Annotated in this window: 15 protein-coding genes and 1 other annotated feature; all 15 genes read left to right on the top strand. The window is 37.9% G+C overall.

Annotation, left to right across the window (positions count from 1 at the left end; genetic code table 11):
• The first annotated feature begins 61 nt into the window (after positions 1-61).
• On the top strand, positions 62-1,045 hold the full coding sequence (locus FFM61_RS02940; protein ID WP_074427204.1) for a DUF2785 domain-containing protein: 984 nt from the start codon (positions 62-64) through the stop codon (positions 1,043-1,045).
• 78 nt (positions 1,046-1,123) lie between these two features.
• On the top strand, positions 1,124-2,272 hold the full coding sequence (locus tag FFM61_RS02935; RefSeq protein ID WP_074427205.1) for a D-alanine--D-alanine ligase family protein: 1,149 nt from the start codon (positions 1,124-1,126) through the stop codon (positions 2,270-2,272).
• A gap of 158 nt (positions 2,273-2,430) precedes the next feature.
• Complete coding sequence (locus tag FFM61_RS02930) at positions 2,431-2,958, top strand: YqeG family HAD IIIA-type phosphatase (protein ID WP_074427206.1); 528 nt, start codon at positions 2,431-2,433, stop codon at positions 2,956-2,958.
• A complete protein-coding gene (yqeH, locus tag FFM61_RS02925) occupies positions 2,951-4,093 on the top strand; it encodes a ribosome biogenesis GTPase YqeH (protein WP_074427207.1) in 1,143 nt (380 codons plus the stop codon). Before FFM61_RS02930 ends, yqeH begins: the two co-directional genes overlap by 8 nt.
• Positions 4,094-4,096: 3 nt before the next feature.
• The gene (gene yhbY / locus FFM61_RS02920) at positions 4,097-4,411 is read left to right on the top strand and encodes a ribosome assembly RNA-binding protein YhbY (protein WP_074427208.1); all 315 of its coding nucleotides are present in this window, start codon (positions 4,097-4,099) and stop codon (positions 4,409-4,411) included.
• 27 nt (positions 4,412-4,438) lie between these two features.
• On the top strand, positions 4,439-5,077 hold the full coding sequence (locus FFM61_RS02915; RefSeq protein ID WP_074427209.1) for a nicotinate-nucleotide adenylyltransferase: 639 nt from the start codon (positions 4,439-4,441) through the stop codon (positions 5,075-5,077).
• Positions 5,067-5,666, top strand: a complete 600-nt coding sequence (yqeK, locus tag FFM61_RS02910) for a bis(5'-nucleosyl)-tetraphosphatase (symmetrical) YqeK (protein WP_074427210.1) — start codon at positions 5,067-5,069, stop codon at positions 5,664-5,666. Before FFM61_RS02915 ends, yqeK begins: the two co-directional genes overlap by 11 nt.
• Complete coding sequence (gene rsfS / locus FFM61_RS02905) at positions 5,666-6,034, top strand: ribosome silencing factor (protein ID WP_074427211.1); 369 nt, start codon at positions 5,666-5,668, stop codon at positions 6,032-6,034. Before yqeK ends, rsfS begins: the two co-directional genes overlap by 1 nt.
• On the top strand, positions 6,034-6,780 hold the full coding sequence (locus FFM61_RS02900) for a class I SAM-dependent DNA methyltransferase (RefSeq protein ID WP_074427212.1): 747 nt from the start codon (positions 6,034-6,036) through the stop codon (positions 6,778-6,780). The genes rsfS and FFM61_RS02900 overlap by 1 nt, the downstream gene beginning before the upstream one ends.
• Positions 6,781-6,794: 14 nt before the next feature.
• Positions 6,795-7,976 carry a nucleotidyltransferase gene (locus FFM61_RS02895; protein ID WP_074427213.1) on the top strand — a complete coding sequence of 394 codons (1,182 nt, stop codon included), beginning with the start codon at positions 6,795-6,797 and terminating at the stop codon, positions 7,974-7,976.
• A 13-nt stretch (positions 7,977-7,989) separates the two neighbouring features.
• Positions 7,990-8,526 (top strand): YceD family protein, encoded by a 537-nt coding sequence (locus FFM61_RS02890; protein ID WP_074427214.1) that lies wholly within the window; start codon positions 7,990-7,992, stop codon positions 8,524-8,526.
• A 99-nt stretch (positions 8,527-8,625) separates the two neighbouring features.
• Entirely contained in the window at positions 8,626-11,277 is a 2,652-nt protein-coding gene (gene mutS, locus FFM61_RS02885) for a DNA mismatch repair protein MutS (protein WP_074427237.1), read from the top strand.
• A gap of 13 nt (positions 11,278-11,290) precedes the next feature.
• Complete coding sequence (mutL, locus tag FFM61_RS02880; protein ID WP_074427215.1) at positions 11,291-13,327, top strand: DNA mismatch repair endonuclease MutL; 2,037 nt, start codon at positions 11,291-11,293, stop codon at positions 13,325-13,327.
• A 21-nt stretch (positions 13,328-13,348) separates the two neighbouring features.
• The gene (locus tag FFM61_RS02875) at positions 13,349-13,810 is read left to right on the top strand and encodes a flavodoxin domain-containing protein (protein ID WP_074427216.1); all 462 of its coding nucleotides are present in this window, start codon (positions 13,349-13,351) and stop codon (positions 13,808-13,810) included.
• A 44-nt stretch (positions 13,811-13,854) separates the two neighbouring features.
• Positions 13,855-14,055 (top strand) — a binding site (T-box leader).
• Between the two features lie 77 nt (positions 14,056-14,132).
• Positions 14,133-16,112, top strand: coding sequence for a threonine--tRNA ligase (thrS, locus tag FFM61_RS02870; RefSeq protein ID WP_074427217.1), 1,980 nt, complete (start codon positions 14,133-14,135; stop codon positions 16,110-16,112).
• Positions 16,113-16,178: the final 66 nt, after the last annotated feature.

Raw genomic sequence — 16,178 nt, 5'->3', positions numbered from 1 at the left:
TATTTTAAATGGTTGTGGTAATCTAAATGAGACAAATAATAACAAGGAAAGGCGTCAAAGAATGGAATATACGATTGACGACGTTCGTGATGAATTAAAGTTGCTTCACGAACAAGTCTATGCAGGTAAATTATTAAATTCACTAGGTAGTCAAGTTGGTCATTTACTTGATCAAATTGATTATGATGAACCTAGCCAAGTTGTGCAATTAGCAGATGAACAAGCAGAAGATATTAAACAACGTATTTTAGAATGGCAGCAAATGATGTATGCTGGTCAATCTGTTAAAATTAGCAATCAAGACGTTTTAGATTTATTAAGTAGCCTACGTCAAACTGATCCGACATTGCGGGATAAAGGCGCTTTCTTTTTTATCAGTGATGGATTACAAAATGGTGTGTTTGAAACTAATCAATTATTTTTGATAGTACGTTGTCTTGTTCAAGATAATGTGTTGTTTAGTCATATCGATGAACTAGATAATGATGGCGTATTTTATCGCTCGTTTGCGATATTTGTCTTGTCAATGTTACGGCATGCCAATCGTAAAGGCAGTAATAAATTTATTAGTGATGAAGCAGAACAAACGTTATTCATTAACCTTGCAACGTATATTGCCTTAGAACGTGATACGCGTGGCTTTGTTGGTGATAAAGGCTGGGCCCATGCTTTTATGCACATTGGTAATTTGATGTCAGAATTTATGCATGACGATAAGGTGCAACGGGCGGATAAAATATTTTTGTTGACCATTTTAATTGAAAAATTAAAACGGTTGGATATGCCGCTTATTATGGGTGAAAATCGTCGTTTGATTGGTCTGATTACAGATTTAGTTAATACAAATGAATTATATGCAAAGTACTTTTTACAACAATTAAAACAGTGGCGTCAAGAGATGACACGGCAAATGCAACCAGAATCTGAGGGGGCATGGCATTGTTTATATAATCAGCAAAGATTTTTACAAGGTCTCATGATGCGCGATAATTTGCCTAAAGAAATTTTTGATTATTTGAACGAGTCCAGGGATCTTTTGATGTAATAATCCCATAAATCGGATTTATGTGTTATACTTAGGTTTCTATATTAAATCAGTTTGACAGTCAAGGGGAGAACCAATATGTCAGAAAAATTAAATATTGCAATGTTGTTTGGTGGAAATTCATCTGAGCACGATGTTTCAAAACGGTCAGCACATAACATTTATGATGCTATGGATAAAGAAAAGTACGATGTCACTGTCTTTTTGATTTCAAAAGACGGTATTATGATGAACTCAAAAGATTCATGGCGTGTCTTTGAAGGGGAAGATGAAGATGCAATTGTTGCTGCAGCGAAGGAAAAGATGGATATGACTAACCCATTGACACCAATTGCTGCATTGAGTGAGATGGCCAACATTGATTTCTTCTACCCAGTTGTTCACGGAAACTTGGGTGAAGATGGTACGTTGCAAGCATTGTTCCGTTTGCTAAAGAAGCCATATTTGGGGCCGGGAATTGCCGCATCAGCGATGTCATTTGATAAGGATTTGACGAAGCGTATTCTAAATCAAGCAGGTGTTCGTAACACTGATTACGTTTTGGTAACTGACCAAAATTATAAGGACTACACTTTTGATGAATTGACAGCTAAACTAAACTCAGATGTTTTGTTTGTTAAAGCTGCTAGTCAAGGGTCATCAGTGGGGGTTTCGCGTGTAACTAATGCTGAAGAGTATGCTGTTGCGTTGAAAGATTCATTCCAATATGATTATAAAGTTTTGGTTGAGGGTGGTTTGGATAAGCCACGCGAAGTCTTTATCTCAATCTTAGGAAATGAAAACCCACGTGCTTCACGTTTAGGTGGAATTGTCTTGCCAGAAGATGATGTTTGGTATGATTACAATAACAAATTCGTTGATGCGTCTGGTATGGTATTTGAATTACCCGCCAAGATGGATGATACATTAGCTGAAGAAATTACTGATATGGCTTTGCGTGCATACAAGGCATTAGGACTTGTTGGCCTAACACGTATGGACTTCATGATTGATAATAATGGTGTTCCTTACTTGGGTGAGCCCAACACATTACCTGGATTTACTAATATTTCATTGTATCCACAAATGTGGGAAGTTTCAGGAATTAGTTATACCAATCTGATTGATGAATTAATTCAATATGGTATGGCTGAATTCGAACGCCAAAATAAATTATCATACGATTTCGTTTCACTTGGCGAAGAGCGTATGGGTGAAAAGCAATACAATGCTGAAGTAGCAAAATAATAATAAAGTATAATAAGCCACGTCTCTAATAGAGATGTGGTTTATTTGTTGTCTTAATTTTAAATTTTAAAACGTGCAAGTGCGTGGCAGAGTTCTTTATAAAATAACAAATTTAGCGTATACTTTATAATAAGATTAACAGTGGAAAAGGATAAAAAATGACGAACTCATTTACCCCAACGTGGATGATTGACGCAATTTATTGCGTTACCCCAAAACAATTACAACAGCACAATATTAAAGCTGTTTTGACAGATTTAGATAATACGTTAGTAGCCTGGAATAATCCTGATGGTACGCGTGAACTACATGATTGGTTATTGCAAATGAAGCAGGCGCAAATCCCCGTCTTGATTGTTTCTAACAATTCTTCTGATCGGATTGCACGAGTGGCTGACCCCTTGCAATTAGACTTTGTCGCACGAGCTCTAAAGCCAATGACGCGTGGGTTAAAGGAAGCTGCTAAAACCTTACAACTTGATCCAAGCCAAATGGTGATGGTCGGTGATCAATTACTAACGGATGTTTGGGCTGCAAATAATGCTGGTATGCGTAGCATTTTAGTAAAACCTTTAATTGAAACAGATCAATGGAATACCAAAATTAATCGTTTCTTTGAAAAAGGTGTCAAAAAGGATATGTTAAAGAACAATCCACAATTACAATGGAGGAAGCAACTTGATTAGTGAAGAGACAATACGTCAATATATAGATGAAGGATTACGCTGTATTGGCTGTGGTGCGTTAATTCAAACCGATAATAAAAATGACATTGGGTATACACCAATGTCAGCGCTTAAAAAGAGCTTTGAAAATGATGAAGTCTTTTGTCAACGGTGTTTCCGTTTGCGTCACTATAATGAAATCCAGCCAGTTAATTTAACTGATGATGATTTTCGTCATTTGTTAGAACAAATTGCAGATACAAATTCATTGGTTGTTTATGTTATGGATGTCTTTGACTTTTCAGGTTCATTAATTCCTGGCTTGCACCGTTTCGTTGGAAACAATGACGTTTTACTAGTTGGTAATAAGGTCGATGTGTTACCACGCTCATTGAAGCGCAGTAAAATTAAAGATTGGATGCGTCAACAAGCTAATATTGCTGGTCTCCGTCCAATTGATGTTGCTTTGACATCAGGAAAAAACGGTGAAGATATTGAGAAAATGCTTGATTTAATTTCAAAGTATCGTAAAAACCGTTCTGTTTACGTGGTGGGTGTTACTAACGTTGGTAAGTCAACCTTAATCAATCAAGTTATTAAATCAGTAACAGGTGATCGGCATGACGTTATCACAACATCACGATTCCCAGGGACAACATTGGATCGGATTGAAATTCCGCTAGATGATGACAGCAATATTATTGATACCCCTGGTATTATTCATCAAGATCAAATGGCACATTATTTAAGTGCTAAGGATTTGAAATACGTGTCACCACAAAAAGAAATCAAACCTAAGACGTTCCAATTAAATGAAGGACAGACTTTATTTATGGGTGCTTTGGCACGTTTTGATTACATCCAAGGGCAGCGAACTAGCATCACAGCATATTTTGAAAATAATTTGTTGATCCACCGAACAAAACTAGCTAATGCAGATGCGTTTTATGAAAAACATGCCGGTGACCTTTTAGCACCACCAGCAACCGAAAATTTGGCCATGTTACCACCACTGCAACGCTATGAATTTAAAACAACAGAAAAAACAGATATTGTGATTGACGGATTAGGATGGCTAACCGTACCAGCAAATACTGTTGTCGCAGGCTGGGCACCACAGGGTGTTTCAGTATTAACAAGAAGGGCAATGATTTAAAACATGATATCACTACGCGGAAAACAAAAACGTTACTTACGAGCATCAGCACACGACATGCGACCACTATTTAGTGTTGGTAAGCAAGGTCTAACAAAAAATTGGCTAGATCAATTAGAAGATGCAATTAATAAACGTGAGTTGTTTAAAGTAAACATTTTAGCTAATTCAGAAGTTGACACGACTGAATTAAAGACGTTTATTGAAGAAAATTCAGATATTCAAGTTGTGCAAACAATCGGACATACTTTAGTATTGTTTGGTGAATCTGATGAAAAAGAAAACCGACATTATTCAGTAACAGTACAAAAGATTTAATAAATAATAGGCAATGGGAGATGGCTTATGGTAGCGACATTTCAACAATTTGTTACGCAACTTCAACTTGAACCAGAGGTTGCAAAAAATAAGCAAAAAATAGGGATTCTTGGGGGCACCTTTAACCCACCACATATTGGTCATCTCATCATCGCTGAACAAGTTGCCGATAAATTAGGCCTGGATAAGGTATATTTTATGCCCAATGCCAAGCCACCACATGTGGATTATAAAGCAGCTATCAATCCAATTGATCGTGCGCGGATGGTTCAGGCAGCAATTATCGGTAACAGTCGTTTTGATATTGAACCGTTAGAAGTGCAACGTGGTGGTAAAAGCTATACTTATAATACGATGTTGCAATTGAAACTTGAACATCCTAACTATGAATATTATTTTATAATTGGTGGGGATGAGGTTGCTTATCTTAAGACATGGTATCGGATTGATGATTTACTAAAGCTAGTTAAATTTGTCGGGGTTAACCGCCCCGGTCAAGTAAAAGAATCAGCATACCCCGTACTATGGGTTGATGTCCCTGATTTGATGATTAACTCAACTGATATTCGACAACGAATTAGTCATCATCAAAGTGTCCGTTATTTAGTTCCTGATCTGGTAGCAGCTTATATTGTAGAAAACGGGTTATATTTAAATGACAGATAAACTAATTTATACACAAAAAATTTTTAGTGGTTCGCGTGAACTACTAATTGATAAGGTTTCGCAAGCGTTATCAACAAAACGTTTCGAGCACGTTTTGCGTGTAGAAGAGATGGCATTACAACTAGCTGAAAAATGGCATGTTGATGCAGAATTAGCATCAATTGCAGCTTTAACACATGACTATGCTAAAGAACGTTCTGATGAAGATTTTTTGCGTGAGATTGAAAAAAAACAATTGGACCGTGATTTGACTAATTGGGGTAATAATGTTTGGCATGGCGTTGTTGGCGCTGAAATGGTAAAAGATGAATTAGGCATTGCGCATGAAGACATCTTAAATGCCATTCGGCAACATACCACAGGTGCTACAGTGATGACTAAGCTCAGCCAGATATTGTATATGGCTGATTATATTGAAACAGGGCGTGATTTTCCTGGGGTAGAAGATGTTCGTGCGTTGGCGTTTGACGATTTGGCAGCTAGTGTTGGTTGGCAAACGGCGCATACACTAACCTTTTTGCTAACTAAAAAGGTTAGTATCTACCCGGGAACGCTATTAACTTATAATACATGGAGTGTTGATAAATAATGACTAATGTTAATGATATGTTGGAAGTAGCAGTGAAGGCTGCTGATGGTAAGCGAGCTGAAGATTTAGTATCTTTGGATATTCATGAAATGAGTATTATCACAGATAATTACTTGATTTTGAGCGCACCAACTGAGCGTCAAGTGATTGCGATTGCTGATGAAATTATTGATCAAATGGCAGAGGCCGGATTCGAATTAATTCGTCAAGAAGGACGCAGTGAGGGGCAATGGGCCTTATTGGACTTTGGTGATTTAATTGTACACGTATTTAAGACAGAAACACGCGATTTTTATCGACTTGAAAAAAACTGGCAGGCTGCTCCAGAAGTAGCAATTGATCAATGGATCATTAAGGAAGATTTTTAATGAATTACCAAACATTTGCAAAGTTATATGATGATTTATTTGATGAGGATGCCTACCAAGACTGGTTATCTTATGCACAAAAGAATATAACCGCTAAAGATGGTAAATTATTAGAGCTAGCGGGTGGTGCAGGTCGCTTAGCCATTTTACTTAAACAAAACGGCTTTAAAGATGTGACAGTTTTTGATTTGTCACCAGAAATGCTAACTTTAGCCGCACAACATGCGCAAGAAGCGGAACTTGAATTACCGTTAATTGAAGGTGATATGCGTGAATGGTCTGACTTGAAGCAAAAATATGCAACAATAACATCGTTTGCCGATTCTTTTAACTATCTAGCAAACACGAAAGAAATGTTAGATGCTTTTAAACAAGTTGCTAAGCACTTGGAAGACGATGGGCAATTTTTATTCGACGTTATTTCACCATGGCAGACGGATGTTTACTATCCAGGTTACATGTTTAATTGGCATGATGATGAGACTGCTTTTATGTGGTCATCATACGGTGTTGAGGGTATGTCACATACTGTTGAGCACGAATTAACATTTTTTGTGTATAACGAAGAAATTGATGGGTACCAGCAGTTACAAGAAATACACACTGAACGAACTTATGATTTAGAGACCTTTATGCGTTTGTTGAAAAAGGCTGGCTTTAAAGATATTAAGGTGTCTGCTGATTATGGTCGTCAAGATGTTACGGCAGAAACAGATCGTTGGTTCTTTAGCGCTACTAAAGCTTAGAAGGAAAAATAGTTATGAAAGCAGTTGGGATCGTTGCCGAATATAATCCATTTCATAATGGACATGCATATCAATTAGCAAAAGCAAAGCAAATAACTGGTGCTGATACAACGGTTGTTGTGATGTCGGGCAATTTTGTGCAACGAGGCTTACCAGCTGTTTTTGATAAATGGCAACGCGCAGAATTAGCATTAATAGGCGGTGCTGATGTGGTCTATGAACTACCGTTTGCCTTTGCTGTACAACCAGCCCACTTATTTGCTCGTGGGGCGGTTAATGTGTTGGTTGCAGCGGGGGTGACTTGTATCGCCTTTGGTGCAGAACATGCACAACTTGATTTTTTGGCTTTGGCAAAAATTGCTCGCCAAAAATTAGGTGAAAATGATGCATTTAAAAATGATTATACGCAAACCTATGCAACTGTTTTTAATGATGTCTTAGCTGATGCTACTGGGCAACGTTTATCGCAGCCCAATGATTTATTAGGCTTTGCTTATGCAATGGCGCTATTGGATTTAGGGTATGCAGATAAAGTGAACTTAGTGCCTATTCAACGTCAAGGAGCGGATTATCATCAAACGGGTATTACCGATACTCGGATTGCGAGTGCAACAGCATTACGTGAATTAATGTTGCAAGAACAAACAGTTAATGAATTTGTGGATTATGTATCAAAACCAGCTGCACAGTTATTGGCGGGTGGTGAGCAATCTAAAAATTGGTCAGAAGCGTGGTACCCATTTTTACAATATAAAGTGTTAACAACACCAATTTGTCAATTAGAACAGATTTATCAATTAACTGATGGGCTTGCGTATCGCTTAAAAGAACAAATGACACGGTATACACGGGTTGACTATCAAACATTTATGACAATGTTTAAAAGTAAGCGGTATACATGGTCACGTCTCCAACGGACAATGTTATACACACTATTAAATATAAGCCATGATGAAATGATGCAAGCGCTTCAGCGTCCCTATTTACGAGTACTTGGCGCAACGAAGCAAGGTCGGTTTTTTATTAAAAAAAAGCGTGATCAAATCCAATTACCTGTTATTAATCACGTGACACATGAGATGATAAATGATATTTTACAGTTGGATTATCGTGCCGGTAAACTATATGAATTGATGGCCAAGCAACCGTTACAACAGGCAATGGATACAGGGCGTATACCAGTTTTTTATGAGTAAGGAAGGATTAATTATGAAGTGGCAATTTTCACAATTACAAACGTATAAAGATGAACCATTACAATTTAGCGAAACATTAACACTTGATAGTAAGCTAGTGGACCAGTTTAGTGATGTTATTCAAGAAATTAAGCCTGTCAAAGTGGTTGGATTTGCACAAACAGAAGCTGATGATGTATTAGTACATGCGCATGTGACTGGTGAATTAATAACACCTTCAACAAGATCATTACAGCCAGTTACATTACCAATTGATTTTGATATCGATGAAATCTATATTAAAGACAAGCAACATGAAGAACGGTATAGTGATGAACAATCAGTTATTTTGATTGAAGATGGTATCATTAATTTTGATGAAGCCTTGTTAGAATACATCGTTTTGTCAATTCCTTTGCAAGTATTAACTGATGAAGAAGCAGCCAATGACACAATGCCTACAGGTAAGGATTGGTCTGTTATTTCAGAGGAATCTTATGCAAATCTAAAAAAAGAGACAGAGCACCAAAATACACCATTAGCTAACCTAGCTGATTTATTAAAAGATTAAAGTAATTAGGTTAACCAAGATTTGTTGGTAAGCATATTGATAGAAACGAGACCAGAGCAAATCAAGTTCTGGTCTTGTTTATTAGAGAAAGGAATAATGATGGCTAAACCCAAAATAACGCCTATGATGGCGCAATATAACGAGATTAAAGCGCAGTATCCTGATGCATTTTTATTTTATCGTCTGGGTGATTTTTATGAATTGTTTAATGATGATGCTGTGGTGGGATCACAACTACTAGAGTTGACGTTAACACAGCGAAATAAAAATTCAGCCGATCCAATTCCAATGGCGGGTGTTCCGCACCATGCTGCGCAAAACTATATCGATATATTGGTAGATAAGGGCTATAAAGTTGCCGTAGTTGAGCAGGTAGAAAATCCTGCTGAAGCTGAGGGAATGGTGAAACGTGAAGTTGTTCAGTTAGTAACACCTGGAACACGTATGAAAACGTCAGCTGATGCAGCTAAAGAAAATAATTATCTGGTTGGATTATCCGTTGCACCACTTGATTGTTATGGCTTAGCCTATACAGATTTATCTACCGGTGAAATAAAAGTAACCAGTTTGCAAGGCTTAAATAGTGTTTTGAACGAAATTAGTCGCTTGGAAACAAAAGAAGTTGTGACGAGTGATGAGTTACCTAATGACTTACAAGCTAGTTTAACCACATTAGGTATTTTAGTTTCAAAAACAAAATCACAAGATGAAACGCATGCTGAAATTGCCTATTTGACGCAACAGTTACAACAAACAACCCCTAAGGCTGCTGCTAATACTTTATTGCAATACTTATTTGATACGCAAAAGCGTTCGCTAGATCATCTTCAACAGGCAACAGCTTATGAAGTGGCACAATATTTGAAGATGGATCGACATTCACGAGCTAATTTAGAGTTAACAGTTAACTTACGGACGCAACAACGATCGGGAACCTTGCTTTGGTTATTAGATGAAACTAAAACGGCAATGGGTGGACGAACGCTAAAACAATGGCTAGAACAACCACTCTTAGACGCTAATATTTTAAATCAGCGCTATGATAAAATTGGTGAGTTAGTGAAAGAATTCTTTGGGCGTTCAGCATTACAAGAAGCCCTGCAATCTGTTTACGATTTGGAGAGGCTCGCTGGTCGCATTGCATATGGTACAGCTAATGGCCGTGATTTATTACAACTACGACGGTCACTACAACAAGTTCCTGAGATTTTAAGTATTTTAGATGATCTTGATCCAGCTATTTTTGGTGAGTTAAGAATCAATTTAGATCCGGTTTCAGATATTGAAGTATTAATTGGTGAGGCCATTACAGATGAGCCACCGATTTCAGTGACTGATGGCGGTGTTATTCGTACGGGGTACCATGAACAGTTAGATAAATATCGTGATGTAATGACAAATGGTAAAACCTGGTTAGCAGAGTTAGAAGCACATGAACGGCAAGCAACAGGGATTAATTCCCTAAAAATTGGATTTAATAAAGTATTTGGCTACTACATTGAAGTGACGAAAGCCAATATTGCTAAGTTAGATGCCGATCGTTATACTCGCAAACAGACCTTGGTAAATGCCGAGCGGTTTATTACGCCTGAATTAAAAGAACGTGAGCAAATGATTCTAGAGGCAGAAAGTAAGTCAAGCGAGCTAGAATATCAGTTATTCACAAGCGTTCGACAAACTATCAAAGAGAATATTCAACGGATTCAAACATTAGCTGCTCATTTAGCACAGTTAGATGTTTTACAAGCATTGGCAACAGTTGCTGAACGATATCATTTTGTGCGGCCAATACTAACTGATGAAGATGTGATTGATATTCAGTCGGGGCGTCATCCGGTTGTTGAAAAAGTACTGGGTCATCAAGAGTATGTCGCTAATAATGTGGAAATGCAAGCTGACGACACAATTTTGTTAATAACTGGACCAAATATGTCTGGTAAGTCGACATACATGCGCCAATTAGCACTAATTGTGGTTATGGCCCAAATAGGTTCATTTGTACCAGCAACAGCAGCAACACTGCCGATTTTTGATCAAATTTTTACGCGTATTGGAGCAGCTGATGATTTGATTTCTGGTAATTCAACATTTATGGTGGAAATGGCTGAAGCAAACACAGCTTTGCAGAATGCAACGAAACATTCATTAATTTTATTTGATGAATTAGGTCGTGGTACTGCGACTTATGATGGAATGGCATTGGCACAAGCAATTATTGAGTATGTTCACGAACATACGCATGCTAAGACATTATTTTCAACGCATTACCATGAATTAACAGCTTTGGCCGATGAACTACCTGAATTACAAAATGTTCACGTTGGTGCCAATGAACAAGACGGTGAACTTATTTTTTCACATAAGGTATTATCAGGACCGGCTGACCAAAGTTATGGTATTAATGTTGCGAAGTTAGCAGGATTACCAAGTTCCCTAATTACACGGGCGGCTGATATTTTAAGTCATTTGGAAGAACAAGATGTGTCATTAAAGACGGCGCCCATGATTAAAACGGCTTTAGCTGATGAATCAGTTGATTTATCAGTTGACGAGATAACGCAACCAGCAATGGCACCTGTCGTAAAACCAGCCACGGGTGATGAGGGACAATTGGACTTGTTTGCACTATCGGAAAGCATTGATCCACAAACGCAACAAATTCTTGAAGAAATGAAACAACTGAATGTTGCTACCATGACACCATTAGAAGCATTAATGAAGTTAAACGAATGGCAGCAAAGCATGCAGTAAGAGAGGTGTGTAGATGACTGAAATCCATGAATTATCTGATATTTTAGCAAACCAGATTGCTGCTGGCGAAGTGATTGAACGTCCTGGTTCTGTTGTTAAGGAATTAGTTGAAAATGCCTTGGACGCGCAAGCAACGCAAATCGACATTTTAGTAGAAGATGCTGGCATTAAATCAATTCGGGTTATTGATGATGGCGCAGGTATTACTAACGACCAAGTACAACGGGCTTTTTTACGTCACGCAACGTCAAAAATTAGTTCTCGGCAAGATTTGTTTCGCGTACATTCGCTCGGCTTTCGTGGAGAAGCATTGCCTTCAATTGCCTCAGTAGCTGATGTTGTGCTACAAACGGCAGTAATGGATGCCAAAGAAGGTACAAAGATACATTATCGTGGCGGTGAATTATTGTTGCAAACGGGGACGAACGCACGGCAAGGAACGGATATTTTGGTCACAGATTTATTCTATAACACACCAGCACGGTTAAAATATTTAAAATCACAAGCAACGGAATTATCTCAAATCGTCGATGTTATTAATCGTTTGGCCATGAGTTATACGAAAGTCGCTTTTCATCTGGTCCATAATGGAAAAGAGTTACTACAAACGGCAGGTAATGGTAATTTACAGCAAGTCATGGCTAGTGTTTATGGTTTATCACAAGCCAAAAAAATGATAGCAGTGAATATAAGTGATAATGATTTTGCAATTGCGGGTTATGTGTCATTACCAGAGTTAACACGGTCAAATCGATCATATATTTCCATTTTAATTAATGGCCGATTTGTAAAAAACTATAATTTAAGTAAAGCCATTGTTAAAGGTTATGGTTCAAAATTGATGGTTGGTCGTTTTCCAATTGCTGTCTTACAAATTAGTATGGATCCATTATTGGTTGATGTTAATGTTCATCCGCAAAAACATGAAGTACGTCTGTCCAAAGAGACACAATTAATGGCTTTGATTGAAGAAATGATTGTTAAATGTTTTACTAATCAAAATTTGATTCCGGATGCGTATGATAATTATATGCACGATAAAATAAATGATGAGGTAATTCCGGAAACTGATAATGAGCAATTTATGGCTCAATTACAAAAAATTTCAGGAACGAGTATCGATCGTGTTAATTCAAAGCAAGATCCAAATGATGATAAATTGGCGCTATCTATTGATGAAACATCACACCACTCACAAATTCGAGATGAAATAAAGCAACCAAATCAGGAGCAAACAAGTATTAACCCTATTATGATTACCAATGTGACTGATTTGGAGACGACACGTGTCCAAGAGTTTGTGACTAAGTACCGCCTTGAAGATGCTGTACAGCCTTTTACGGAAGTATCGACGCCAGTGGCAGCCAATGAAATGCAATTAGATTGGATTGATGAATCAACGACCGAAAACACACCTGTCCAGAATGGTTTTCCAACACTAGAATACATTGGTCAAATGCATGGGACATTTTTATTTGCTCAAGCTGAAGCCGGATTTTATATTATTGATCAGCATGCTGCGCAAGAACGAATTAAATATGAATATTTTCGAGAAGAAATTGGTAAACTTGGCTTAGATAGTCAACGGCTATTGGTGCCAATTGTCTTAACATACCCGAAAGTTGATATTTTAAAAATTCAAGCACACGAAGATGAATTACAAGCGGTTGGCTTACGTTTAGAATCTTTTGGTGATGATGCGTTAATTGTACGTGAGCATCCGGCTTGGTTTGAAAAAGGACAAGAAGAGTCAACCATTCGTGAGATGATTGATTGGCTATTGCGTGATGGGAGTATTACAACAAAAGCATTTCGTGAAAAAACAGCTATCATGATGTCATGTAAACGCTCAATTAAAGCGAATTGGTCATTAAATGATTATGAGGCGCGAGGCTTATTAACACAGTTAGCGCAAGCAGCAAATCCTTATAATTGTCCGCATGGCCGACCAGTGTTGGTTTCATTTACTAATACAGATATGGAAAAAATATTTAAACGAATTCAGGATTCGCATGAGTCATGGGTTGAGTATGATAATCATCCATTTTAATAAATAAGGGGAAATAAGAGTATGCAAGCCAGAGTATTTTTTGCGACAATTACTGGTAATAATGAAGATGTAGCTGATGTTATCGTGGCTGCATTTAAATCAGCTAATGTCGCTGTTAATAAAGAAGATATTCAGTTGATTGATCCACAAGACATTAATACAGATGAAACCGATATTGTTGTTGTTGTACCATATACATTTGATAATGGTTCATTACCAGACGAGGCACTAGATTTTTATGAGGATTTAGCAGATACTGATTTGAGTGGTATGGTGTATGGTGTATCAGGATCTGGTGATGATTTTTACGGTGATGATTTTGCTGTTGCGATTGATAAATTTGAACAGCAATTTGAAAAAACGGGTGCCATTAAAGGAGCACCTGGGGTCAAAGTTAATTTAAGTCCTGATCAAGCTGCAACGAAAGCATTACGAGATTTTACAGAATCATTGATTAAAACGGCACAAGATCAAGTCAAATAAAAAGTTTTTAATTTTTAAATTTTCAGGTATAATAATAAACGAATATAAAAACGTTGAAGAAAACACGTCGTTTAATAAATTATGTTTACAGAGAGTCAACGGGGGTGGAAGTTGACAACATAAAATAAACGGTACTATTTCGGAGTGTGTTACGATTTAAGTAGCAACGTTTCCCGCGTTAAGGGATTTTGAGTGTAACAAATATGTTATAAATTCGGGTGGTACCGCGTGTAAGCGCCCCGTTATCGGCTAAAAATCGATAACGGGGCGCTTTTTATTTTATGATGTATTAACAGGCAACGAAAGAAAAGGAGTAATAATTATGTCAGACGTACAACTAACATTACCAGATGGTGCCCAAAAGACTTACCCAATGGGTACAACACCAATGGAAGTTGCGAAAGGTATCGCAACTTCATTAGCAAAAAAGGCTGTTTCAGGAAAATTAAATGGTCAATATGTTGGTATGAAAGATGCTATTGAGCAAAGTGGTCAATTTGAGTTAATTATGAAAGATGAAGAAGAAGGGTTACGCTTACTACGTCATTCTGTATCACATTTATTGGCGCAAGCCTTGAACCGTTTGTATCCTGATCAAATTCATTATGGTGTTGGTCCAGCTATCGATAATGGTTTCTATTACGATACGGATAAAGTTGAAGGTAATCAAATTTCAGTTGATCAATTCCCAGAAATTGAAAAAATGATGAAGCGTATTGCTAAGGAAAATTTACCAATTGTCTCACGTGAAATTACGCGTGATGAAGCTTTGGAAATGTTCAAAGCGGATCCTTACAAAATTGAGTTGATTAATGATTTACCTGCTGATGAGCATATTTCAATTGCTGTTCAAGGTGAGCATATTGAATTGGACCGTGGTGGTTTGGTACCAGCAACCGGCTGGATTAAGCACTTTAAGTTGACTTCAGTTGCTGGTGCATATTGGCGTGGTAAGTCATCTAATCCCATGTTGCAACGTATTTACGGAACAGCATTTTGGAATGCAGAAGACTTGGATGCTGAAATGACGCGCCGTGCCGAAGCAAAAGAACGTGATCACCGTAAGATTGGTGCCGACCAAGATCTATTCTTTACATCACAAGAAGTTGGGGCCGGATTAGCAGTTTGGATGCCAAATGGTGCTGCAATTCGTCGTACGTTAGAACGCTACATTGTTGATCGTGAAGTACAAGATGGTTACCAACACGTTTATACACCCGTTTTGTCAAACTTAAACTTATATAAGCAATCTGGTCACTGGGATCATTATCGTGATGACATGTTCCCACCAATGGACATGGGAGATGGTGAATTCCTAGAATTGCGTCCAATGAACTGTCCTTCACATATTATGGTCTTTAAGCACCATCAACGTTCATACCGTGATTTACCATTCCGTATTGCGGAACTAGGTATGATGCACCGTTACGAAAAGTCAGGTGCCTTAACAGGTTTGTCACGTGTACGTGAAATGACATTAAATGATGGTCACACGTTCGTTATGCTTGATCAAATTGAAGATGAGTTCAAGAAAATTTTGCAATTAATGGTCGATGTTTATAAAGACTTTGATATTACTGATTACCGTTTCCGTTTGTCATATCGTGATCCACAAAATACTGAAAAGTACTTTGATGATGATGAAATGTGGGAAAAGGCCCAAAGAATGTTGAAGACAGCTATGGATGACATGGGGTTGGAGTACTTTGAGGCCGAAGGTGAGGCAGCCTTTTATGGTCCAAAGCTTGATGTGCAAATCAAGACAGCCTTGGGTGGTGAAGAAACACTATCAACCATCCAATTGGACTTCTTGTTGCCAGAACGCTTTGATGTAAACTATGTTGGTTCTGATGGTGAACTACACCGCCCTGTTATGATTCACCGTGGTATTATTTCGACTATGGAACGCTTTACAGCTTACCTAACTGAAATGTACAAGGGGGCTTTCCCAACATGGTTGGCACCACATCAAGTACGTATTATTCCAGTCAACCGGGAAGCTCACGGTGAATTTGCCCAATCTCTAGCAGATCGTTTGGTTAAGCAAGGTGTTCGGGTTGAATACGATGGCCGTAACGAAAAGTTAGGTTACTTAATCCGTAATGCGCAATCTTTGAAGATTCCATATACGTTGGTAATCGGGGATGAAGAAGTATCAAATGATACTGTTACAATTCGTCGTTTCGGTTCACGTGATACAGCAGCTAAGTCAGTTGACCAATTTGAAAAGGATTTACTAGCTGATATTGCCAGTCATTCACGTGCCTTGGATACACTAGAAAAAGCCGTTAAAGGTGAATAGTTAAATCGTGTTACATTGAGGTTTCAGACGCTTGAAACGCGGTTATGCTACAAAACTTTAGGCGCA

Origin of the sequence: Weissella hellenica (assembly GCF_005405545.1) — a bacterium.
Taxonomy (GTDB): Bacteria; Bacillota; Bacilli; order Lactobacillales; family Lactobacillaceae; genus Weissella; species Weissella hellenica.
This window is presented reverse-complemented; position numbering and strand designations above follow the sequence as displayed.

Coding starts and splice junctions, on each gene's coding strand:
- FFM61_RS02895 (WP_074427213.1), top strand. CDS start 6,795: ATGAAAGCAGTTGGGATCGTTGCCGAATATAATCCATTTCATAATGGA.
- yqeK (WP_074427210.1), top strand. CDS start 5,067: ATGACAGATAAACTAATTTATACACAAAAAATTTTTAGTGGTTCGCGT.
- FFM61_RS02890 (WP_074427214.1), top strand. CDS start 7,990: ATGAAGTGGCAATTTTCACAATTACAAACGTATAAAGATGAACCATTA.
- thrS (WP_074427217.1), top strand. CDS start 14,133: ATGTCAGACGTACAACTAACATTACCAGATGGTGCCCAAAAGACTTAC.
- FFM61_RS02875 (WP_074427216.1), top strand. CDS start 13,349: ATGCAAGCCAGAGTATTTTTTGCGACAATTACTGGTAATAATGAAGAT.
- FFM61_RS02930 (WP_074427206.1), top strand. CDS start 2,431: ATGACGAACTCATTTACCCCAACGTGGATGATTGACGCAATTTATTGC.
- FFM61_RS02935 (WP_074427205.1), top strand. CDS start 1,124: ATGTCAGAAAAATTAAATATTGCAATGTTGTTTGGTGGAAATTCATCT.
- FFM61_RS02900 (WP_074427212.1), top strand. CDS start 6,034: ATGAATTACCAAACATTTGCAAAGTTATATGATGATTTATTTGATGAG.
- mutL (WP_074427215.1), top strand. CDS start 11,291: ATGACTGAAATCCATGAATTATCTGATATTTTAGCAAACCAGATTGCT.
- rsfS (WP_074427211.1), top strand. CDS start 5,666: ATGACTAATGTTAATGATATGTTGGAAGTAGCAGTGAAGGCTGCTGAT.
- mutS (WP_074427237.1), top strand. CDS start 8,626: ATGGCTAAACCCAAAATAACGCCTATGATGGCGCAATATAACGAGATT.
- FFM61_RS02940 (WP_074427204.1), top strand. CDS start 62: ATGGAATATACGATTGACGACGTTCGTGATGAATTAAAGTTGCTTCAC.
- FFM61_RS02915 (WP_074427209.1), top strand. CDS start 4,439: ATGGTAGCGACATTTCAACAATTTGTTACGCAACTTCAACTTGAACCA.
- yhbY (WP_074427208.1), top strand. CDS start 4,097: ATGATATCACTACGCGGAAAACAAAAACGTTACTTACGAGCATCAGCA.